The following is a 24,476-nucleotide window of genomic DNA, read 5'->3' as shown; positions in this document are numbered from 1 at the left end:
GCGTGTAGCGAGACCTTTGCCGATTCCACGGCAGAGGTCTCTTTTCTTATGTCTGGAATCGGGACAACTTGTAGAGGACGAGAGGAGGAACCCGAATGTCCGGCTTGGAATTTTTGATCGGTCTGGTGAGCATCATCATCATCGATTTGGTTGTCAGTGGTGACAACGCGATGGTGATCGCGCTGGCTTCCCGCAATCTCCCAGATGAGCAGCGCAAGAAAGCGATTCTCTGGGGAACGCTCGGTGCGGTCGGCTTGCGCATCGTCTTGACCGTACTGGCGGTCTATCTGTTACAAGTGCCGCTCTTGAAAGCGATTGGCGGCGTGTTCCTGATCTGGGTTGCGATCAAACTGTTGGTTGACAACACCAGCGATGACGAGGCGTCGATCCAGTCACCCGCTTCCTTTGGCAAGGCGATCCGCACGATCATCCTCGCCGATCTGGTGTTGTCGCTGGATAACATTTTTGCCGTGGCAGCCGCTGGGGAGGGACATATCGTGCTCGTGCTGATCGGTCTCGCGATCTCGATTCCGATCATCGTATGGGGTTCGACCGTGATCTTGAAGCTGATCAACCGCTTCCCGATCCTGATCTATGCAGGTGCTGCTGTGCTCGGCTGGACTGCGGGCAAGATGCTCGTGTCTGACAAAGTCATCGACGATTTCCTGACCCACGATGTGTATGATTGGATCGTTCCGCTGGTCGTCACCCTCGCCGTCGTCGGTCTCGGCAAATGGCTGAGCGGTCGTGCCAAACAGGCGGTCCGCGCGTAGCACGCGCATAAAAGGCCTCGGAACCGCATAGGATGAAACTCACAACCGATTATCCGGAAGGAGTTCATCTGTACATGCAACCGACGAACCAACCGCAACACCAGCCCTACCAGATCCCGCAGGAGCTGATCAACAGCATCCTCGCCGAGGCCGGTCTGGAAAGTCTCACCGGAGATGTCGAACCGCTGGATGACCACATCTCGCAGCGCTAGATGTTTTCAAAAAAACCGCAAGCCTTCGGGAGAAGGCTTGCGGTTTTTTGGCGTACAGTGAGGCGCTTAGTGATCGCCGTGGTTGTTTTTCGAAGGGTTGGTGATCTTGAAGCCTTCCTGTGGGTAGAGCAGGAACTTGATGCTCAGGCCGTCGATCATGTCCTTGTGCTCCGGGCCGACGAGCAGGTCGAGACCTTGCACGCTGACGACTTCATCGCCTGGCTTTTGCGTGTCAAACCCGAGTCCGTAGTGTGCGTGGTCGCCATGAACATGGTCAACTTGTACGCGGCACTTCAAGTCCGGGTTGTTTTCTTTTTCCAGAGCTTCGCGGATTTTCTTCGCCGCGAGCGAGTTCATTTCGATCGTTGTCACAGATAAGCACCTCACAGATTATGTATGTTCCTAGTATAGCATGTCCATTCAACCCTGCAAGCGCTCCTGTGCGCGGAAAAAGCTCTCCATCAGCCCGAGCTGCAACCAAGTCTGCACCAGCGCATTGACGAGCAACGTGCCCATCAACACCGGCACGCCGAAAAAGCGATTCACGGCAAAACCGAGCACGAAACTGACGATGCAGAGTGTGAAAAAGCGCCGAACTGATTCTGTGCGCGAGACGCGAAGCAGGGCGAGCGACTTTTTCAAAGCCGCAAGCGCAGACAGCCGCAGCACGACCGTCGCGTACTCCATGTACAGAAACACCAAGCGGAATCCCAACAGGCCGAGGATCAGCACGGCTCCGATCACGACGTTGCGCAGCGGGCCGTGGATCAGGTCTCCAAACAGCATGACGATCACGGTGAACACACCCTGTACCGCCATCTGGATCAGCATCCAGAGCAACAAGTTCGGCCACGCACGGGCGGCATCCTGTGTGGCGGTGGTGGGCAGGTCGCGAAACGTGCGTGCCAGCAAGCCGATGTAGTAAGCGTTGGCGAGCAGGAACAGCACGTACATCAGACACGCGAGGATCACTTTCAACACGCCCAGTTCATGAAAGCCGATCACCGAGAACTGGTGAGCGGGTTCCAGCAATTGCGTGATCGTCGGCAACCCGATCAGCGCCGTCACTTTATAGGAAGCCACCGCACGCATCGTCTGAGGCGGCCCGATCAACAACCACCCGAGCACCAACAAAATTCCATCCATCAAAATGGCAAAAAGCGCCGCCTGCCGAAACGTGGGCGCGCGGAGTTCACTCATGGTGGTAGACCTCGTTTCTGACCTGTATTTGCTTCTGCTTTTCATTATATAGCACTTTGGAGTTTTTTTCGCTTCACTTGGAGAGTTTAAACTTGATGACACGATCAGGAGGCGAAGCTATGACGACTGGCAAGGACAAAAAGATGACCGAACACAACATCCGGCTCACATCGGCTGAAATTGGACACTTATGGTCGTTATACATAAGTGATACCATGTCGGTCTGTACGCTAGGCTACTTCTTGAAAAAGCTGGAGGACGCCGAGATTTTGCCAGTTCTTGAATACGCTCTACATCTGTCGAAGCAACATCTGGAGACGGTCACGGAAATTTTTACGCATGAGTCGTTCCCGATCCCGATCGGATTCACCGACGCGGATGTGGACTTGGATGCGCCACGGTTATTTTCCGACACTTTCATTTTGAATTACCTCAAAAACATGTCGAGAATTGGTCTCGCTGCCAATGCGTTGGCGTTATCCATGTGTGCACGATCAGACGTGCGGGACTTCTATGTAGAAGCCTTGGCCTCGACATCTGAACTTTACACCAGATCCGCAAAGGTACAGCTATCGAAGGGATTGTATATAAGACCGCCCTATATCTCAATTCCCAAACAAGTGAGTTTTATCGAACATGAAAGCTTCATGTCGGGGCTGCTAGGCAAAAAACGACCGTTGACCGCACTTGAGGTTGCCTCACTATGGGTGAATTCCGAGACGAACACACTTGGGAGGTCTGTTGCGACCGGCTTTAGCCAAGTTGCAAAATCAAAAAACGTGCGCCAGTACATGGTTCGCGCAAGAGACATTAGTGCCAAGCATGTCGAGGTTTTCCATGATCTTCTCAATGAGGAGATGTTACCAGCACCCCAAACCTGGGATTCGGATGTGCTGGATTCTACTCATGCGCCCTTTTCCGACAAACTCATGATGTACCACATCGCCGTTCTCAGCCAAGCGGGGTTCGGGAATTACGGGATCGCGGCTTCGGGAGCGATGCGCAGGGATCTAGGGCCAATGTACGCACGGCTCATTGCCGAGGTCGCGACTTTTGCAGATGATGGAATGGAACTCATGATCGAGAATCGCTGGGTGGAAGAGCCTCCGCAAGCGGAAAACCGCAACGCGCTTGCGGGAGTCTGATGGGCGGGAAGGCGCGTAGTAGAGGAGTACCAATGACGAGTAGGCCTTGATTGAGTGGTTCCTGTGCATTGCAAGTGGATAGAGTTGAGAGGCGATCCCGTGGGGTCGCCTTTTTTGTCGTTGCGCTGGGAGGCAGGTCGGTATAGAGATTCATTGCAAAATAGGAGTAATAATGCTTAAAACATAGTATCTGTTACAATTTAAACTAAGATTAAATTATTGTATTGAATGAGGTTTTTCTATGCTGTATACTTGTCTCTAAATCGTCTAGAGAATTAGGTGGAGGTGAAGTGATGGAATCAATTTTACATACTAAACAGACTGAGATCATCTCTTGGCTGATCATCGCAACCGCCGGGTTGTTCGCTCTGTATTGCGCAGGATTGGTGCTCAAAACCTTGTTCCAGATTGTCAATCAGGAACGCAAGTTTCAAGGAACAGGGGCCGGTGCAGTTCGCACGGTGCTGTTCACCACACTGGTCGTAGGTGCGATTGCAGCCGGACTGTACGGGTTGCCAAACCACTTTTTCGACGGAACGACGTGGGCGGAGATCCAAGCGTTACCGTCGTCCGCGTTGCTCGGCGCATTCTGGGTGGCCTTTACAGCCGTTGTGATGTTCGCACTCCACTTTGTGCTCACTCACTTGTATCCCAAACCGGAGGAGCGACCGCTCTTCACGGTCAGCATTTTCAGCGTCGTCAGCGGATGTTCCTACGCGCTCGTCATGTTCATCGTCAACACCGCTTTGAAAACCGATACGTCGAAGCTCGGCCTGGGGAGTTACTTTGTTCTCGGACTGGTCCTCTACGTGTTCGGTCAGAAGTTGGTGCGCATGAATTTGAACAAGATGACCAACAACATGCTGTTTCGTGTACGAGTTGATTTGATCCAGAAAATCACCAAGACCCCTTTTTACAAAATGGAAGAAATCGGGAAAGAAAAAATCTACACCACCTTAAACAACGACACTGAGACGATCTCCTCATCGATCGGGCTCATCGTGATAGGCATCACAAGCTCTGTAACCATCCTGACGTCCTTTGTCTATCTGGCGGTCTCCGATCTGTTCGCCCTGTTGACTACCGCCGTGTTGATTGTGGTCGCTGGCGTCCTGATCAATTTGACGAACAAATCAGCCGAGCGACTGTTCAGTCAGTCGCGCGATGCACAGAACGTCTTTTTCCGCTACATAAACGACCTGCTCGGAGGATTCAAGGAGTTGTACCTCAACCGCCGCAAGCGCGATGAATTTCGCGAGGACATGGTCGAAAGCTGTTCGGAGTACCGCACCAAGCGTATCGCGGCGGACGGAGTGGCAGCCAACGTGTATTTTGTTGGGGAATTGGTCGCTTTTATCGTGCTGGGCGGGTTGATATTTGTGCTTCCGGCGCTGTTCGTGGGCGTTCACAACGAGACGCTCAGCGACTATGTGCTGGTGTTTCTGTTTTTGAAAGGGCCGCTGGACAACGTGCTGAACATGATCCCGCGCATCACGCAAGTGCGCGTGAGTTGGCAGCGCATTCAGCAGATCTCCGAACAGGTTGCTCGGCTGGGGTCTGACAGGATGGAAGAGCCTGTCGTGGTGGAGGCGCAGGTACATATCGCGTTGCAAGATGTGGAGTTCAGCTACCTCAATCAAGAGCAAGCATCGTTTCACGTCGGTCCGATCTCCTGCGAGTTCTCCTCAGGGGAGTTGGTGTTCATCACGGGTGGTAACGGCAGCGGCAAATCGACGCTGGCGAAATTGGTCACCGGGTTGTACGCACCGTCCAACGGGCAGATCGTCGTCAATGGCCGCCAACTCGACGAGGAACATCTGGGTCAGCATTTCTCCACGGTGTTTACCGACTACTACCTGTTTGAAAAATTGTACGGCGTCGATCATGCCGATGCCGAGCAGGAGATGCAGAAGTATCTGCAGGTGCTGGGCATCGAGAGCAAGTTGCAGATCGTCGACGGGGTGTTTAGCACGACCAAGCTCTCGACCGGCCAGAAAAAGCGGTTGGCCTTGCTGATCACCTATCTCGAAGACCGTCCGGTCTACCTGTTTGACGAGTGGGCGGCCGATCAAGACCCCGAGTTTCGCGCGTACTTTTACCATGAACTGCTGCCAGAGCTCAAGGCGCGCGGGAAATGCGTGATCGCGATCACGCACGACGACCGCTACTTCGATCTGGCAGACAAGGTGATCAAGATGGAAGCGGGACAGATCATGCAAACGCCCGTTCCGTCACGATAAAGGAGGCGATTGCATGCCCAAGATCCGCTTGTTTTGCCTCCCGTATGCCGGGGGCTCCGCGATGATGTACGTGCGGTGGAAAGAGCTCTTGCACGATGGAATCGAGCTATGTCCCGTCGAACTGACCGGGCGTGGCACGAGGATGAGCGAGCCGATCCATCAGTCTTTTGAAGAGATGTTGGACGATGTGTTTCTGCAGGTGCAGGATCGCTTGGACGTTCCGTATGCGATTTTTGGACACAGCATGGGCAGTTGGCTGGCGTTCGAATTGGCGCACAAAATCGTCGAGCAGGGCCTGCCAGCACCAGCGCATCTGTTCTTCTCGGCGCGTCGTGCCCCACAGGTGCCCAAGGAGGACATCGCGTATCATGAACTTCCCTTACCAGACCTGATGCGCGAGTTGGAGGCGCTCGGCGGCGCATCGCAAGAGATGTTTGAAAATGAAACTCTTCTCAAGCTGTTTTTGCCGACGCTGCTCGCTGATTTTAAAGTCCTGTACGAGTACCGCTACATCGCCAAAGCGAACAAACTCCCCTGCAGCATCTCGGTGTTGAGCGGGAAGACCGACACGCCGATCACAGGGTCGGATCTGTTGGCGTGGAAGGCGCTGACCGAGGTCTCGTGCCGCATACACAAGCTTTCTGGCGGACATTTTTTCATCAACGAAAACACGCCCGCTGTGGTGGAGGTCGTCAATGCGGCACTAGGCGATTCGATGCTGTAAGGCTTGTCGGGTCAACGAGGAGCAGAGAAAGGGGTATCTGTGATGAAGTTTCGCAATTTGGTAGAGATGCTGGAAGCACGTCGTGCGAGCGACAAAGGTCTTCGCTTTATCCGCTCGGACCAAGACGAGGTATTCGTGTCCTATGGGAACTTGTATGACCGCGCGCGCGGGGTGCTCTATCATCTGCAAGCGCGTGGTATCAAGCCGGGCGATGAGGTGTTGCTGCAGATCGAAAACAACGAGAGCTTCCTCTATGTGTTTTGGGCCTGTTTGCTCGGCGGCTACATCCCGGTTCCCATCACCGTGGGTAGCAAGGAAGAGCACAACCTGAAAGTGATTCGCATCTGGGAAGTGGTGAACAATCCCTATCTGGTCACTTCGGAACAACGCTACGCCAAATTGCGCTCCTACGCAGAAACCAAGGGCTTCGATGCGGTGGTGGGGCAGCTGGAGGCGGGCACCCTGTTGCTCGATGACCTGAACGATTGGTCGCAGCCAGGGGTTGTGCAATACCCAGAGGAACAGGATGTGGCCTTCATCCAGTTCTCGTCCGGCTCGACTGGCGACCCCAAAGGTGTGGTTTTGACCCATCATAACCTCTTGACCAACGTCGGCCAGATGCATGTCGCTTTTGAAATGGATGCTGAGGACGGCTTGCTCAGTTGGGTGCCGTACACGCATGACATGGGGATGATCATCGGCCATCTGACCCCGATCAATTCGGGAATCAATCAGTACAACATGGACCCGATGCTGTTCATGCGCCGTCCTGTGCTGTGGTTTAAGAAAGTCAATGAGCACAAGGTGACGATCGTCTGCGCGCCCAACTTCGGCTATAAATTGCTCTTGCAATCGTTCCAACCTGAGCATGGAGAGGGCTGGGATCTCTCAAGGTTTAAAGTGGCGCTCAACGGTGCGGAGCCGATCTTGGCCGAGACGATGCGTGCCTTTGAGGCGACGTTTGCTCCTTATGGCATGCGGCAGGGAACGAGTTTCAGCGCCTATGGGCTGGCCGAAGCGAGTGTCGCCGTCTCGTTCTCACCGGTGGGTGAAGGGATCCGCGAGTTCTTCATCGACCGCACGCAGCTGCAGGTCGGGCAACCCGTTCGCTTCGTGGAACCCACGCACCCGGATGCGTTCTCCCTCGTCGAGACGGGCCGTCCGATCATCGATTTGGAGATGCGCATCTGTGATGAAGACAACCATGTGCTGCCAGATAACGTGATCGGATATGCCCAAATCCGCGGTGCCAACGTGACATCAGGCTATTACAACAACCCGGAGGCAACCGCGCGGACGATCACACCAGATGGCTGGTTGAACACGGGCGATCTCGGGTTTATGCGCGAAGGACGCTTTTTGATGACCGGTCGCGCCAAGGAGATCATCATCGTGCAAGGCCAGAACTACTACCCGCATGACATCGAGCGCATGGTTTCGCAGGTGCCGGGGGTCGCGAGGGGTGAGGCGGCCGCTTGTGGTGTGTTCAACGAAACGCTGGGGTACGAAGAGATTCATCTCTTCGTGCTCTACAAAGGCAAGCTGGACGCCTTCGCGGAAATCGCCTTGCAAGTGAAGCAACACATCGCACAACAGCTGGGTTTGACGTTGGGCGATGTGCTCCCGCTGCGGCAGATTCCGAAGACGACCAGCGGCAAGATCCAGCGCTTTCTGCTGGCCGAAGAGTATCGCAGCGGCGAGTACGACGAATTGGCGCAGACTGTGCGCGCACAGCTGGCCGAGCTGATGCCTGCACCCGCAGCAGGTCAGGATCTGGAGCACACCCTGCTCTATATCGTCCGCGAGGTGCTCGGTGTGGTGGAGGTCGGCATACACGACAATTTCACCAAGTTCGGTGCGACCTCGCTGCAGATGACGAAGATGCAGGAACGGCTGGAGCAGGTGTTCCCAGGCCGCGTGAAAGTCTCTGACCTGTTCGCGTTCCCGTCGATCTCGATGCTGGTCGAGCTGATTGAGGGAAAAGGCAACTTGCTGTTGCCTGCTGTGCGGTTGCCAGAATCGTACTTCCACTCGACCGAAGAGCGTCCGAACAGCGGGTTTGAAGTCCGCTTCGATGCAGAGTTGACGACGGCGCTGACCCAGATTGCCGCACGCGAGCAGGCCACCGTGTCTGATCTGTTGCTGGCGCTGTGTGCAAACTTGTTCCACCAAGTCTCACAGCAACGGATGATCACCCTCCCGACCCTGATGCACTCCGACGAGCATGTGGTCGCGGTGACGGTGGATTTTGAGCAGGTGACGGGGCTTCAGGAACTGATCGAGTATGGCAAGCGACAAGCTCGCGATCTGCAAGGGGATCTGGTGTATGCGCGAAGCGATTTTTCCAAGATCGTGCGCACGAGAGATCCGCAGGCAGCGGTGGTGTGTTTCTGCGATCGTGACGTTCGCCCGCCAGATGCTGGGCTGCTGCGCTACTTCGATCTGCTGATCGAGCGTTTTGAGGATGGGCAGGGCATGGGCTTGTTCGTGGAGTTCAACTCCCGCCGTCTTGACAAGGAGCGGGTGCGGCAGTTGGCGGTCAATCTGGTGAAATTGGCGAAGCGACTGGCGAACGGGCTCGCGTAACAGGGGTAAGGAAAGGAAGAGAGGGGGGTAGCCGAGGTGAGCGAACCCAAGTTCAGCTTAGGGCTGTTGAATCTGGATCTGGTTGACGACGAGGAGATCAAGGTACAAGAGGTGTCCAACCACGACATTGCAATCATTGGGATGGCGGTCAAAATGCCGCTTGCCGATAGTACAGATGCGTTCTGGGAGAACATTCGGAGCGGAATCGACTGCATTCGTCCATTCCCAGAGGAGCGCCGTGAGGATGCCGATCGGTTTTATCGGTACCAAAAACCGAATGCTCCGTCGGCCAACTATCTGGAGTGTGGCTATCTAGAGGAAGTGGACAAGTTTGATGCTGAGTTTTTCCGCTTGACCCCGCAGGAGGCGAACTTGACGAGCCCGGTTCACCGCCTCGTCTTGGAGACGGCGTGGACGGCGATGGAGGATGCTGGCTATGGCGGCAACAAGCTCAGCGGCACTTCAACAGGCGTATTCGTCGGCTTCCTTGGCGATCTGGAAGGGTACAAGTACAAGGAGATGATCGACGAGGTCGACCCAGCGTCGGTGCCGTTGTCGGTAGCGGGCAACTTGGCCTCGATGATCACGGGCCGTGTCGCGTATACGCTCAATCTCAAAGGACCGAGCATGATCATCGACACGGCGTGTTCGTCCTCGCTGGTCGCGGTCAATCAAGCCTGCCATGCGATTCGCTCCGGCAGTTGCGACATGGCGATCGCAGGTGGGGTGCGTCTGAGCTTGTTCCCTGTCGACAAAGACAACCAGAAGATCGGGATCGAGTCGGAGGACAACGCAACGCGCGCGTTCGATAATCAGTCGAGCGGTTCAGGGCTTGGCGAAGGCGTCGGCATGGTGTTGCTCAAGCCGCTCGACCAAGCACTGCGCGACCGCGACAGCATCCATGCGGTGATCAAAGGGAGCGCTGTCAATCAAGACGGCACTTCGATGGGCATTACGGCACCCAATCCCGTTTCGCAAGCGGCGGTGATGGTGCAGGCGTGGGAAGATGCCGGGATCGATCCCGAGACGCTTTCCTACATTGAAGTACACGGCACAGGCACGAAGCTTGGCGACACGCTGGAGATGGACGGCCTGCACGGGGCGTTCCGCCGGTACACAGACAAGACGCAGTTCTGCGCGATCAGTTCGGTGAAGACGAACATCGGTCACCTGTACGAAAGTGCAGGCATCGCAGGGTTGGTCAAAACGGTGATGGCGCTCAAGAATCGCCAACTCCCGCCGACGTTGCACTTTGGCCAGCCGAACCGCCGGATCGATTTCACCGATTCGCCGGTGTATGTGAACAATCGCTTGCGGGCATGGGAGGCGGCACAGACACCGCGGCGAGCTGGCGTCAGTTCGTTTGGCATCAGCGGCACGAACTGTCACCTGGTGCTGGAGGAAGCGGCCCCGGTGCAGGCAGCGGCTGTTGGGCAAGGACCTTGGATCTTGCCGCTCTCTGCTCGCAATCAAGAGGCGTTGCACGAGTTGGCAGCGCGGTATGAACAACACTTGGCGGGCCACACACAACGGATGGTCGACTTGTGTTACACCGCGGGTACCGGACGTCATCAGCACTCCCACCGGATGGCACTATTGGTTACGGATGCCACGGAATGCCGGGAACTGCTCCGCGCAAGTCGGGGAGTTTCGGCGGACGTGGCAGATGGAAAGCGGTATCACGGGGTCCATCGCGTGATCTCGGATGATCGAGAACACCGCAGCGCCGGCGAGATCACCCAGCAGGAGTTTGAACAACTGAACCGTTCGGCGCAAGAATTGGTTCGGCAAATCGCAGGTGGAGATCGCGCGCCGGCGTTGCTCGCGCAAGTGTGCGAGTTGTACGCACAGGGGGCGGAGATCGATTGGCACACCCTGTATCGCGCAGAGAGCCCCCAGCGGTTGCACCTGCCGACCTATCCGTTCAAGCGCAACCGTTGGTGGATCGACATTCCAGAAGAACGGGCGGCGGAGCGCGAGGGGACGAATTCCTTTTTCAACGTCCAATGGAAGCGTGAATCGCTACGAGCGAGCGATGCCCGCACCCACGCCGGGCCGGTGGTGGTCTTCAAGGATCATCAGGGTCTCGGGGAGCAATTGGGGAAACGGTATCGCGAAGTAGGGCGGCGCGTGATCGAAGTTGAGGTGGGCGAGACCTACGAACGCCTGACCGAAAACCACTACCGCATCGCGGGCCTTGAGGCCGACTATGAGCAGTTGGCCACCGATCTGGCCACCGTGCCATTTGATCAGGTGATTCATCTCTTGGCGATCCGTGAACAGACAGGTGTCACCAGTGTTTCCGAGTTGGAAACCAGCCAGCGACTTGGCGTGCTGAGTTTGACGTGGTGGGTGCGGGCGTTGCTTCACGCAGGTGTAGAACGCGAGATCGACATCGTTCTCGTCGCAGAAAACGCGCGTGCGGTGAGCGGTGACGAGCATGTCTTGCAGCCGGAAAACGCCACGCTGTTTGGCTACGGCAAGGTCGTGCGCAAGGAACATCCGCAGCTCAATTGCCGCTGTGTAGACCTCGATGCGCGCACCGCGGTCGATGATCTGTGGGCGGAACTCGCTTCGCAGACGTCGGGCTACCAAACCGCTTACCGTGCGGGCGTGCGCTATGTGGAGGAGTTCGGCGCGGTCGAGCTGGCTCAGACAACGTCACAGCCTGTTGCGATCAAGCCGGAGGGCGTCTATCTGATCACAGGCGGCACGGGGGGCATCGGGCTGGAGACGGCGCGCTGGATGGCGGCACAGGAACGCGTGCATCTCGTGTTGGTCAACCGCTCGCCGATGCCGGAGCGCTCCAGCTGGGAATCCCTGCTCGAGACGGGAGCCGATGAGCGACTGGCAGGCAAGATTCGCGACATGCTGGAATTGGAAGCGCTCGGTGCCACTGTGGACTGCGTGAGCGCCGATGTCACAGATCGCGAGGCGTTGCAGGGTGTGCTGGAAGGGGTGCGGACGAAGTTCGGACACCTCGATGGCATCGTGCACGGAGCAGGGGTGGGCAACGCCTACGGAATTGCACAGCGCAAGCCGGAGGAGTTCCAAGGCGTTTTTGCTCCAAAAGTCTATGGCACGTACATGCTCGATGAGCTGACCCGTGCGGACAATCTCGATTTTCTCCTGCTGTATTCCTCGATCGCCACGATGTTCCCAGCGACAGGGCAGAGCGATTATACGGCTGCCAATACGTATCTGGACGCTTTCTCAGAGTGGCGCAATCGTCAAGGAAGCAAGACGGTGGCGATAAACTGGGCGACGTGGAGCGAGCGGGGCATGGCGGCCGACAACGGTTTTGCCATCGCGACGCTGTTTAAAACGCTTTCGTCCGCAGCGGCGATGGCGCGCATGGCAGAGGTGCTCGAACGCGAGATCTCCAGTGTGCTGGTGGGCGAGATTCACTACGAGTGGGGCAGCATTGAGACGCTGGGCCAGTATGGATTCCGCCTCTCGCCGGCGATTCGCGCCCGTCTGGACGGACGGCGCACGCGCTCGAAGCGCAAGGAGCGCCCGACAGCGTCGAGCGAGCCGATTCGTCTGACGGGTCGGGAGCAAGGGTCGTTCTCGGAGATCGAGACGCAGTTGGCGCAGATCTGCAAGGATGCGCTCGGCATGAATGAGATCAACGTGTACGACAGTTTCTTTGAACTCGGCGCTGATTCGATTCTGATCAAGAAGATGCAGGCAGACCTTGAAAAAGTCTTCCCCGGCAGCGTTGCGGTGGCCGATATCTTCGCCTATCCGACGATTGCCAAACTGTCGCAGTTCCTCGCAGAAGGCGAGGGGATGTCACAGATGAAAAAAGAGGTCAAAAAAGAGAACAAGGCAGCTGTGGAGATCTTGGACCAAGACGTTCACGATCTGTTTGGGCAGATGGAAGATGGCGATCTGTCGATCGATCAATTGGTGGATAAGTTGTTCGACTTGTAACCTCAGAATCAGATAGGAGGTGATGCGCGGCTATGAAAAACATCCTCAAGTATGTCGTGGAGAACGTCAACACCGGGAAAATCGAGAAGCAAGCAGCCGTCGAGATGATCAAGATGCTCAAGGAGGAAGAGTTGAACGCCTCTGGAGACATCGCGGTGATCGGGATGTCGGCGGACTTCCCGTTGGCCGAGACGCTCGAAGACTATTGGGAGCAGATCGAGAGCGGGTTGGAGTCGATCCGGCGCTTTCCGACCGAACGCCAAGCGGATATCGACAACTACATGAATTACATGGCGATCCCGCCAGAGCAAGTCAAGTATCCGGAAGCGGCCTATCTGGAGAACATCGACCGCTTCGACAACGCGTACTTCCGCATCTCGCCCAAGGAAGCGAGCATGATGGACCCTTGTCAGCGGATCTTCATGGAGACGGTGTTTCGAACCATCGAAGACGCCGGATACGGTGGGCAAAAAATCGTCGGCACCGAGACGGGCATCTACGTGGGATATGCCAACCACATCAAGGACAGCTATTCCAAAATGTTATACGAAGTGGCCGAGATGGACGCTTCCGCAATCGTCGGCAATCTGCCGGCGGTGATCCCAGGTCGCATCGCTTATGCTCTCGACCTCAAGGGGCCGTCGATGGTTGTGGACACGGCGTGTTCCTCGTCGCTGGTGTCGATTGCGCTCGCCTGTCGCGCACTGCGCAACCGCGAGTGTGAGATGGCGATCGCAGGCGGCATTCGCATCTCGACCGTGCCGCAAAGCAAGGAGCATGAAAAGCTCGGCATCGAGGCGTCCGATGGGAAAACGCGTGCGTTTGACCACCTATCTGACGGCGCGGGGGTCGGTGAAGGCGTTGCCGCTGTGATGCTCAAGCCGTTGCAACAAGCGTTGCGCGATGGCGACCACATCCACGCGGTGATCAAAGGGGTCGCGGTCAATCAAGACGGTACGTCGATCTCGATGACCGCCCCGAACCCGATGGCGCAGACCGAAGTGATTAAAAAAGCGTGGGAAGACGCACAGATCGACCCAGAGACGATCTCCTACATCGTCACGCATGGCACGGGCACCAACCTTGGCGACCCGATTGAGATCAAGGGGATTCAAAACGCGTTCCGCGCGTACACAGATCGGACGCAGTTTTGTGCGGTGGCATCGGTGAAACCGAACATCGGGCATCTGTTCGAAGCGGCAGGCATCGCGAACTTTATCCAAGCTGTCCTCGCGCTCAAGAACAAAAAGCTCCCGCCCTCGCTGAATTTCAACACGCCAAACCGCACGATCGATTTCTTGCGCTCGCCGATCTATGTGAACACACAGCTGCGGGATTGGGAGACAGAGGGGCATCCGCGACGCTGTGGAGTCAGTTCGTTTGGGATCAGCGGAACGAATGCGCACATCGTGCTCGAGGAAGCACCGCCTGTCAAGCAAGCCGAGGCCGTGAGCGACCAAGCGCATCCGCAGGTGCTGACCCTGTCGGCAAAAAGCCATGCGGCGCTGAGCGCCTTGGTTTACTCGTACAAGCAGTGGCTTGGACGAACGGATTCGGACCTGCGCTTGGCGGACGTCTGTGCGACGGCGAACACGGGGCGCGGGCATTACAACTACCGCCTCGCGCTGGTAGCAGATCGTGTCGAGGACATGCTGGAGCTGCTCGAACATTGGGACAGCGAACAAGAAGGGGTCCACTACGGCTATCACAAAGTCGTCGCGAAAAACCGAGAAGCTGTCGAGTCGTTCGAGATGACGGAAGCCAGCTTGCAGGCGCTGAATGCGCAAGCCAACGAACAGCTCCAAGGGTGGACACAGGAGCACTCGCACCGTGCTGACGCGCTCGTCGCGTTGTGCAAACTGTACGTCGCAGGCGCGCAGATCGAGTGGGGAGTCCTCTATGAGGGGGCGCAAACACGCAAAGTGCGCTTGCCTGTCTACCCGTTCGAACGCCTGCGCCATTGGGTCGAATTGCCGAGCCGCGAGATGCAGGAGACGGCAGCGGAAGATTTCGATCTGTTCTACTCGACCCGCTGGGTGCCGAGCGAGTTGGATGCGGAGGCTGCGGTGGCGAGTGGCACGGGGACTGTGCTGATCTTCGCAGACCCGACGGGGCTTGGCGACAAGCTCGCGGCTGCCTATCGCGAACAAAACCGTCGCTGCCTCTTCGTGGAACTGGGGGATGCGTATCGCAAAGTCGGGTCCGATCACTATGTGATCACAGGCGTTGAGAGCGATTACGACCGCCTGTTCCAAGACGTGCGGGACGCTTCGCTCACGCAGATACTCCACTTGTTCAGCAAGACCGAGCAGCTCGTAGGCAACCGCCTGTCCGAATTGGAGAGCAGTCAGCAACGCGGGTTGTACAGCCTGTTCTACCTGACGCGGGCGATGGTGCGCAACAGCATCTCCCAGGATCTCAACGTGTGCTTGATCTCCGAGTACGCAGAGGAAGTGAGCGGGCAGGAAGCGGTGCTCAAACCGGAAAACGCTGCACTGTACGGCCTTGGCAAGGTCGTCATGTTGGAATATCCGAACATCCATTGCCGAGCGATCGATCTGGATGATGACGTGTCCGTGGACACGGTGTTGCTCGAACTGAACGCGCCGCCGTCCAAGTTCTACCAGGTTTCGTACCGCCAAGGCGTGCGCTATGTCGAGCAGTTTAGCGAAATGGAGTTGCAGGATCTGCCTGATCACGCGTTTGAACTTCGTGAAGAAGGCGTGTACGTGCTGACGGGGGGCGCAGGCGGAATCGGTCTGGAAGTCGCCAAACACTTCGCTTCGCAAAAACCTGTCCGGATGGCGTTCCTCAACCGTAGCGCACTGCCCGAACGCGAGCAGTGGGATGCGCTTGTCGAGGAAGGCACGAACCCAAAACTCGCGCACAAAATCCGCTTCATCCAAGAGATCGAAGCGCTCGGAGCACAGGTGGAGTGCCATGCTGTCGATGTGGCAGACCTAGACGAGATGGATCGCGTTTTGACGCATCTGCGAGCGAAGCACGGTCGTATCAACGGCGTTGTGCATGCGGCGGGCGTGCCGGGTGATGGGTATCTCGTGCTCAAGGAACACAGTGTGTTTGATGATGTCGTGAAGCCGAAGATGCAAGGTGTTTTCCTGCTCGACCATCTGACAGCAGAGGATGATCTCGATTTCTTCGCGATCTTCTCGTCGGGCATCTCGATCATGGGCGAAGTCGGTCAAGGCGACTACGTGGCGGCCAACGCCTATCTCGACGCATACGCCGCAGCCCGCAACAAGCGAGGCAAGACGACGGTCACATTTGACTGGACGTCCTGGAAGACGGCCGGCATGTCGGTTGAGTACGGGTTTAACAAAGACCTGCTCTACAAGTCGATCTTGACGGAACAGGCGCTCTACGGATTCGATGTGGGCTTGCGCAAACAGATCCCGCGCTTGCTCGTCGGCGAGTTGAACGCCAAAAGCGAGTACGTCATCCTGCTGGAAATGATGCCGTGCGGTCTGTCTCCGAAGCTCCAGAATCTCGTGGACCAGTACAAAGCCAAGCGCGGCAAGCGACAGGAAGCCAACGAGCAGAAGCGCTCAACGGTCTCGCGTGGCGAAGTCCGTCTGACCGGCAAGGATGGCGCCGACTATACCGAGGTTGAAAAAGTGGTTGCGCGCATCTACCGGGAAACGCTCGGGTTTGACGAGATCAACGTACACGACAGCTTTTTCGAGCTAGGTGGCGACTCGGTGATGCTCAACAAACTGCACGCGCAAATTGAGAAGGAATACCCGAGCAAGGTCAAAGTGACCGACTTGTTTGCACACACTTCGATCACCAAGTTGGCTCAATTTATCGGGGTGGACGACACCGCGCCGAAGCAAAAGCCGCGTGTGGAGCGACGCACAGAGGTGACAGATGACGACATCGCCGTGATCGGTCTGTCGGTGAACATGCCGATGGCTGGAGATGCAGATGCCTTCTGGACCAACTTGGTGAACAACCTCGATTGCGTCACCCCGTTCCCGGCACACCGAGTGCAGGACGTGACCGACTACCTTCTCTACGCCGAAGGGGAGCGACTGGAGGACATCAAGTTCCCTCTGGGATGCTATCTGGAGAACAACGACAAGTTTGACTACAAGTTCTTCAAACTCTCTCCGAAGGAAGCGCAACTCACCGACCCGCATCAACGGATGTTCATGCAGACGGTGTGGCACGCGATCGAGGACGCAGGCTATAGCGGTGGGAAGCTCGCAGGCAGCAACACCGGCGTCTACGTCGGGTTCGCAGGCGGGTTCAAGGATTCCTACCAGCGCTTGATTCATGGCATGGAGCCCGAACACTTCGCCGTGTCGGCAGTAGGGAACATCAACGCGATGATTCCGAGCCGCATCTGCTATCTGTTGGATCTCAAAGGGCCGGCGATGGTCATCGACACCGCCTGCTCCTCAACCTTGGTCGCCTTGCATAACGCCTGCCGCGACCTCCGCAACGGCGATGCAGAGATGGCGATCGTCGCCGGGGTGCGCTTGGCGCTGATCCCGCTTGATCGCGACAACATGAAGATCGGGATCGAGGCGTCGATCGGGCGCACGATGTCGTTTGACGCACTTGCCGATGGCTCCGGCCTCGGAGAAGGTTCGGCGGCCGTGATCATCAAGCCGCTGAAACAAGCGCTCGCCGATCAGGATCAGGTCTACGCGGTGATCAAAGGCAGTGCGCTCAACCAAGACGGCGCTTCGATGGGCATCACCGCTCCTAACCCAGCGGCACAGGAAGCCGTGTTGATCAAGGCGTGGCAGAACGCGAACATCGATCCAGAGTCGCTCAGCTTCATCGAAGCGCATGGGACGGCGACCGCACTTGGCGATCCGATTGAGATCGATGCCTTGCACAGCGCGTTCCAGAAGTACACCGACAAAACCCAGTTTTGCGCGGTTGGTGCCGTCAAATCGGTGGTGGGACACCTGTACGAAGCGGCCGGGATTACCTCGTTCGTCAAGTCGGTGCTCGCGCTGCAACATCGCGTGATTCCGCCGTCGATGCACTTCAACCAGCCGAATCCAAAAATCGACTTCACCAGTTCGCCCATCTATGTGAACACGATGGCGCGACCTTATGAAGGAGAAGGTCCGATGCGCTGTGGGGTCAGTTCCTTCGGCTTTAGCGGAACGAACTGTCACATCGTGTTGGAAGAAGCACCGGTTCCACAGGTACACGAGCGCGAGCGCACAGGGTTGCAGGTGTTCACCCTGACGGCGAAGAGCGAGTATTCGTTCCGTGAGCTGCAAGCCTCGTACCAAGCGTTTTTGGAGAAGCACCCAGAGGCGCGCCTAGCCGATGTATGCTACACCGCCAACACGGGGCGCGATCATTACCCGCACCGCTTGGCTGTGATCGTGCGCGACGGAGAGCAGCTCTTGGACAAACTGCGCACACCGTCTCAAGCAGGCGTGTTCCAAGGCGTGCATCGCGTGGTCTCAGAGCGCCAAGGCGCTCGCGAAGAGCATGCGATCACGGAGCGTGAGCGTTCGCAACTCAGCGCACAAGCCCGCGAGAAGCTGGCGGCGTTCCTCGCTTCTGGCCAACGCGACGAAGTCCTGCTCGACGATCTGTGTGCTCTCTATGTGCAAGGCGCAGACCTCGACTGGGATGCACTTTATGAAGACGAACCGGAACACCGCATCTCGCTGCCGCTCTATCCGTTCGAGCCGAACCGCTGCTGGATCGAAGTTCCGGAAGGAAGCAAGTGGATCACCGCTACCTCCGTACAAGCGGAAGCGGACAAGTTCTTCTCCATCGCCTGGAAGCAAGAGCCGCTCGTCATAGCGGAACAGCGTCAAACGTCCGGCCCTGTGCTAATCCTCATGGATGAGCGCGGCATCGGAGCGGAACTGGCGAATCGCTATCGCACAGCAGGGCGCGAAGCGATCGAGGTAGCATGGGGAACGGAGTACCGCCGACTTGGAGAGAACCGCTTTGTGATCTCCGGTGCGGAAGCGGACTACGTGCAACTCGCAGCCGATCTGCAAGCGGTGCCGTTCGATCAAGTGTTGCATCTGTTCTCGGTTCGTCAGCAGGACCAAGGGGAGATCGCCACGTTCGACGAGCTGGAAGGAAGCCAAGAGCGCGGCGTGTACAGCCTGTTCTACTTCGCACGAGCCCTTGCCAACTCAGGCGTGGACCGCGAGCTAGATGTGGTACTGATCGCGGACAACGCGGCGGAGGTAACGAAAAAGGAATCGCACCTTCGTCCCGAACACGCGACGCTGTTTGGCATCGGCAAGGTGGTCGTCAAGGAACACCCGAACCTGATGTGCCGCAGTTTGGATCTGGATGAACACACATCCTACGAGGCGATCTTCGCTGAGCTGGGGGCGGTCGCTGATACCTATCAGGTCGCCTACCGCGCAGGCGTTCGCTATGTGGAGCAGTTCACAGAAGTCGATGTCAAAAGCGCGGAAGATCGTCCGCTGACGATTCGCGAGGATGGCGTCTACGTGATCACAGGCGGTGCGGGCGGGATCGGCCTAGAAGTGGCGAAATGGATCGCCGGGCAGAATCGCGTCAACCTCGTCCTGATCAACCGCACGAAGATGCCGGAACGAGCGCGTTGGGATGAAATCCTCACCGCAGGACAGGACGAGTTCTCGATCAAGAAAATTCGCAACGTGCTGGACATCGAAGCGCTCGGCGCGACGGTGGAATGCGCTAGCGCCGACGTGGCTGACTACGAACAGGTTCGAGCGGTGCTGGAACACGTGCGGGCCACGTTCGGTCGGATCGACGGCGTAGTACACGGAGCCGGCGTTGGCGGAGCGGAGGGGATCGTCACTCGATCACACGCAGACTTCCACGCGGTGTTCGCGCCGAAAGTGCAGGGCACGTGGAACTTGGACGACCTGACACGAGCGGACGATCTCGACTTCATGGTGCTGTTCTCCTCGATTGCGACGATGTTCCCGATGGCGGGGCAGAGCGATTACATCGCGGCCAACGGCTATCTCGACGCTTATGGAGAGTACCGCAACAAGCGGGGGCAACGCACCGTCGTCATCAACTGGTCGACGTGGCGCGAGACGGGGATGTCGGTCTCGTACAATTTCAACATCGACACGCTCTTCAAGGCGATCCTGACCCAAGAGGCGATCGGCGGTCTGGAGATGCTCTTGAACAAAAACGTGCCGCGCGCACTGATTGGCGAAATCAATTACGACAGCAAGATCATCTTCCTGCTTGGAAAATCGTCCTTCCGCCTGTCAGACAAGATCAGCACCGAACTGGCGAAACGCACCGCGTCGTCCAAAGCGCGCGGCAAGAAAAAGCAAGGCTCGTCCAGCGGTGAAGTGATCCTGACCGGCAGTGAGAACGGCGAGTACGCCGAGACCGAGAAGTGCATCGCACGCATCTGTCAGCAGACGCTCGGGTTCGATGAACTCAACATTTACGACAACTTCTTCGAATTGGGTGCGGACTCGATTCTGTTGACACGTATGCACGGCTTGATCGACAAGGAGTACCCCGGAGTGGTCGCGATGACCGACATCTTTGAATACACCTCCATCGACAAGTTGGCGCAGTACATCAACGGCAAGCAAGCTGGAACGGATGTCGAAATCATCGAGCCCAAAGAAAATGTGGAAGACGCGTTGCGCTCGATCTTCGACAATCTGGAAAACGACAGCATCTCTCTCGAAGAGGCGCTCGACAGCTTGAAGGATATTTGATGGGGGCGATGTAGTGGATCAGCTCTTCAAATTTATCATTGATCAAACGGGCAAAGGCAAGATCGACAAAGAGACAGCGATACAGCTCGTCAAACAGTTCAAGGAACAGGATATCAAAGAGGCGGACGACATCGCGATCATCGGCATGGCAGGCAAGATGCCGCGCGCGAACAACCTTGGTGAATACTGGCAGAACATTCAAGCGGGCATCGACTGCATCACCACGTTCCCTGCAGGGCGCGAGGACGACATGACCCGCTACATGCGGGCCGTCGGAACGCCAGAAGAGGACATTCGCTTTAACAAAAACGGATTCATCGAAGATATCGACAAGTTTGACTACAAGTTTTTCCGCTTGTCGATCAAGGAAGCCAGCCTGATGGACCCGCACCAGCGGATGTTCCTGGAAACCGCGTGGGAAGCGATCGAAGACGCGGGGTATGGCGGGTCGAAGCTGACGGGCAGCAACACGGGCGTCTACGTCGGCTTCGCAACCTCCATTCGCGATTCGTACCAAAAGCAGATCCTCGAAGTGGACCCGTCCGCGATTCCGCTCTCGATGGTCGGCAACCTCGCCGCCGTGTTGCCAAGCCGGATCTCGTACCTGCTCGACCTGCGCGGGCCGAGCATGGTCATCGACACCGCATGCTCCTCCTCGCTCGTGGCGATCAACCTCGCCTGCGAAGCCCTGCGCGATGGCAAGTGTGACACCGCCATCGCCGGAGGGGTGAAACTGAACATCCTGCCACTCGACAATGAATTCATGCGCATCGGAATCGAGTCAAGCGATGCTCGCACTCGCGCATTTAATGATGATTCCAACGGGGCAGGGATCGGTGAAGGGGTCTGTGCAGTCGTGCTCAAGCCGCTCAAAAAAGCGCTTCGCGACGGCGATTCGGTCTACGCGGTGATCAAAGGGTGGGCGATGAACCAAGACGGCAACTCCGTCGGCCTGACCGCCCCCAATCCAGCCGCACAGACCGATGTGATTCTCAAGGCGTGGGAATCGGCAAAAATTCAGCCGGAGACAGTCAGCTACATCGAGACGCATGGGACGGGCACCAAGCTCGGCGACCCGATTGAGATCAAAGGCATTCAAGACGCGTTCCGCAAGTTTACCGACAAAACGCAATTCTGCGCAGTTGGCTCACTCAAGACCAACATCGGTCACTCTTCGGAAGCGGCGGGTTTGCTCTCGCTGATGAAAACGGTCCTCGCCCTGCGTCACAAGCAGTTGCCAGCGTCGCTGTATTTTGACAAGCCGAACCGCGCGATCCGCTTTAGTGAATCCCCTGTGTATGTCAATACGCAGTTGCGTCCGTGGGAGGCGCCAGCAGGAACGGCCCTGCGCTGTGGCGTCAACTCCTTTGGCATCTCCGGGACCAACTGTCACGTCGTGCTCGAAGAAGCTCCCGCGCAAGAGTCGCGCAGCCCGCAGGAACCATCGCTGCCACTCCTCGCGATCTCGGCCAAGAGCGAAGCCGCCTTGCAGGAGTTGGTGCGCAACTACCGCGACTTCTTGTTGGAGCAACCAGATGTGAATCTGGCGAACATCTGCTACACGGCGAGCACCGGGCGCTGGCATCACAGCCACCGCCTCGCGATCCATTTTTCCAGCCGCGAAGACCTGCTCCACAAGCTGAGCCGTCCAGATGTCCTGCAATCTTCGGAACACGAGGGCATCGCATACGGCACGCACAAAGTGGTCGGCAGCAAAGGCGAGAACGCAGATGCAGGCGTGATCACCGAGCAGGAAAAAGTCGCGCTGGACAAGCAAGCGGCGCGCCTCATCGAAGCGGGGGAGATCGAAGGGAGCGACATCCTCGCACTCGGCACCCTCTACGCGACGGGGGCAGAGATTCAGTGGGACCAGCTCTTCGACAAAAAACAGCATGCGCGCTTGCACCTGCCAGTCTATCCGTTTGAGCGCACGCGCTGTTGGATGGATGTGCCGGAGGTCGCGATCTCCGCTCGCGAGGAAGAACCCGAAGATCAGTTCTACGGGGTCTCGTGGCAAGCTACACCGCTGGAGATCGAGCCGAGCGTTTTGAGTGACTGGCACGAGCAGACCGTGCTGATCTTCAAAGACCAGGGCGATCTGTGGGAACGCATCGCGGAACAGTTCAAGAGCCGCAGTGAGAAACTGCTCTTCGTGGAATTCGGGGATGCCTACGCGCAGCGTGCGGATGACACGTTCGTCCTGAGCGGGGCGGAGGAAGACTACGAACGCCTGCTGTCGAGCTTGCGAGAGGGCGAACTGTCGCGCATCCTCTACCTGAATGCAGGAAGCGGATCGACGGGGGTCGAGAGCTACGACGCGTTGCAAAAATCGCAGCGCGAAGGCGTGTACTCGCTGTTCTACCTCACGCGTGCGCTGGTCAAGCTCGGATTCGACCAAGGCTTGAATCTCAATGTAATCTCGCAAGGTGTGTACACAGTAACCGGCGAGGAAGAAGCGTTGTATCCGGAACATGCACCGTTGATCGGCATCGGCAAAGCGATCAACCACGAGCACCCGGGAATTCGCATCCGCTGTATCGACATGGATCGGCACACGGATCTCGACGCGGTGCTCAAGCAGATGCAAGACCCGAGCGAGACCTACCAAACCGCCTATCGTCATGGCGTTCGCTATGCCGAGGAGTTCCGCGAGATGCCGATCGAACAGGCGGCAGATGAGCCGGTCACGATCAAGGACGAAGGGCTCTACCTGATCACCGGGGGTCTTGGGGGCATCGGTCTGGAAGTCGCCAAGTACTTCACCACCAAAGCTCGCGTGCGTCTCGCCTTGGTCACCCGCACGGTGATGCCGGAGCGAGCCAAGTGGGATGACATCATCAGCGCGGGCAGCAACGACAAAGACATCAAGCGCATCGCGGCGATCCGCGCGATCGAAGCGTCTGGTTCGGAAGTGATTCTCTGCAGTGCCGACGTCGCAGATGAAGCGAGCATGCGCGTGGTGATCGACGATCTGCGCAGCACCTACGGAAAAATCGATGGCATCGTACACGGGGCGGGGATTCCGGGGGACGGGTTCTTGTTCCTGAAAACACAGGAAGCGTTCGACCAAGTGCTCTCGCCAAAAGTGTTCGGGACCTATGTGCTCGACCACTTGACGAAGGACGACGCGCCTGATTTCATGATCTGCTTCTCCTCTGGATTGGCGATCTTGAGCGAGCCAGGACATGGCGATTACACAGCCGCGAACTCCTACCTCGACGCGTATACCGCCTACCGCAATCGCCAAGGGCGCAAAACGCTCGCGATCAACTGGACCACATGGAAAGAAACAGGGATGGCGGTCGATTACGGATTCAACTATGACACGTTCTTCAAGGCGATCCCGACGGAGGCTGCGCTGTCAGGTCTGGATATCGTGCTGAACAAAAAACTGAACAGCGTGTTGATCGGCGAGTTTAGCTACATCCCGCAGTTCTTGTTCCTGATCGATCGCCTGCCGTTGAAATTTGCCGGCAAGTTCCGTGAAAAGTGTGACCGGGTGCTCCGCGAGCACAACGCCACCAAGGGTCCGCGCAAGGAGACGCGTGCGGCCAAGCCAGGCGGCAAAGTGGAGTTGGTTGGCAAAGCGGGCGAGGCGTTTTCTGAGATCGAGTTGAAAGTGGCGCAGATCTACAACGAAATCCTCGGCTTCGCGGAGATCAACATCTACGACAGCTTCTTTGAACTCGGGGGAGATTCGGTCATGCTCAATCGGATGCTCGCGATCTTGAACAAAGAGTTCCCGAGCAAAGTCAAGCTGATCGATCTCTTCAATTACACGTCGGTCGCCACGCTCTCGGCGTACATCTCCAGCAAGTATGAACCGGTGGAGAGCGAAGTGATCACCGTGCAAGAAGAGGTCCGCGCAGAAGACTATGAGGACATGCTGGACGAGATGGTCAAGGGGAACTTGAGCATCGACGAGATCCTCAAGAACATGACGTAAGCGAGGGGTGAACG

Annotated in this window: 11 protein-coding genes; 9 read left to right on the top strand and 2 right to left on the bottom strand. The window is 57.2% G+C overall.

Annotation, left to right across the window (positions count from 1 at the left end):
* The first annotated feature begins 95 nt into the window (after positions 1 to 95).
* Positions 96 to 773: a TerC family protein gene (locus C7459_RS20200; RefSeq protein ID WP_109691093.1), complete on the top strand. Its 678-nt coding sequence runs from the start codon at positions 96 to 98 to the stop codon at positions 771 to 773.
* Between the two features lie 74 nt (positions 774 to 847).
* Positions 848 to 985 carry a hypothetical protein gene (locus C7459_RS23515; protein WP_170119579.1) on the top strand — a complete coding sequence of 46 codons (138 nt, stop codon included), beginning with the start codon at positions 848 to 850 and terminating at the stop codon, positions 983 to 985.
* A gap of 66 nt (positions 986 to 1,051) precedes the next feature.
* On the opposite strand, the gene C7459_RS20195 is transcribed toward C7459_RS23515, so the two are convergent.
* The gene (locus C7459_RS20195) at positions 1,052 to 1,357 is read right to left on the bottom strand and encodes a HesB/IscA family protein (RefSeq protein ID WP_245884663.1); all 306 of its coding nucleotides are present in this window, start codon (positions 1,355 to 1,357) and stop codon (positions 1,052 to 1,054) included.
* 48 nt (positions 1,358 to 1,405) lie between these two features.
* Entirely contained in the window at positions 1,406 to 2,185 is a 780-nt protein-coding gene (locus C7459_RS20190) for a hypothetical protein (protein WP_109691092.1), read from the bottom strand.
* A gap of 119 nt (positions 2,186 to 2,304) precedes the next feature.
* On the opposite strand from C7459_RS20190, the gene C7459_RS20185 reads away from it, so the two are divergent.
* From C7459_RS20185 to C7459_RS20155, 7 genes are all read left to right on the top strand, one after another.
* On the top strand, positions 2,305 to 3,330 hold the full coding sequence (locus tag C7459_RS20185; RefSeq protein WP_170119578.1) for a DUF3231 family protein: 1,026 nt from the start codon (positions 2,305 to 2,307) through the stop codon (positions 3,328 to 3,330).
* A 293-nt stretch (positions 3,331 to 3,623) separates the two neighbouring features.
* Positions 3,624 to 5,570: a cyclic peptide export ABC transporter gene (locus C7459_RS20180; protein WP_109691090.1), complete on the top strand. Its 1,947-nt coding sequence runs from the start codon at positions 3,624 to 3,626 to the stop codon at positions 5,568 to 5,570.
* A gap of 13 nt (positions 5,571 to 5,583) precedes the next feature.
* On the top strand, positions 5,584 to 6,294 hold the full coding sequence (locus C7459_RS20175; protein ID WP_109691089.1) for a thioesterase II family protein: 711 nt from the start codon (positions 5,584 to 5,586) through the stop codon (positions 6,292 to 6,294).
* A 42-nt stretch (positions 6,295 to 6,336) separates the two neighbouring features.
* Complete coding sequence (locus C7459_RS20170; protein WP_109691088.1) at positions 6,337 to 8,880, top strand: non-ribosomal peptide synthetase; 2,544 nt, start codon at positions 6,337 to 6,339, stop codon at positions 8,878 to 8,880.
* A 36-nt stretch (positions 8,881 to 8,916) separates the two neighbouring features.
* Positions 8,917 to 12,816, top strand: coding sequence for a type I polyketide synthase (locus tag C7459_RS20165; RefSeq protein WP_109691087.1), 3,900 nt, complete (start codon positions 8,917 to 8,919; stop codon positions 12,814 to 12,816).
* 32 nt (positions 12,817 to 12,848) lie between these two features.
* Entirely contained in the window at positions 12,849 to 20,516 is a 7,668-nt protein-coding gene (locus C7459_RS20160; protein WP_109691086.1) for an SDR family NAD(P)-dependent oxidoreductase, read from the top strand.
* Positions 20,517 to 20,529: 13 nt separating this feature from the next.
* On the top strand, positions 20,530 to 24,462 hold the full coding sequence (locus tag C7459_RS20155; protein WP_109691085.1) for a type I polyketide synthase: 3,933 nt from the start codon (positions 20,530 to 20,532) through the stop codon (positions 24,460 to 24,462).
* Positions 24,463 to 24,476: the final 14 nt, after the last annotated feature.

It is taken from the genome of Tumebacillus permanentifrigoris (assembly GCF_003148565.1).
GTDB classification, from domain to species: domain Bacteria; phylum Bacillota; class Bacilli; order Tumebacillales; family Tumebacillaceae; genus Tumebacillus; species Tumebacillus permanentifrigoris.
The sequence above is the reverse complement of the archived record's forward strand: the minus strand, read 5'-3'. Positions and strand labels throughout refer to the sequence as shown.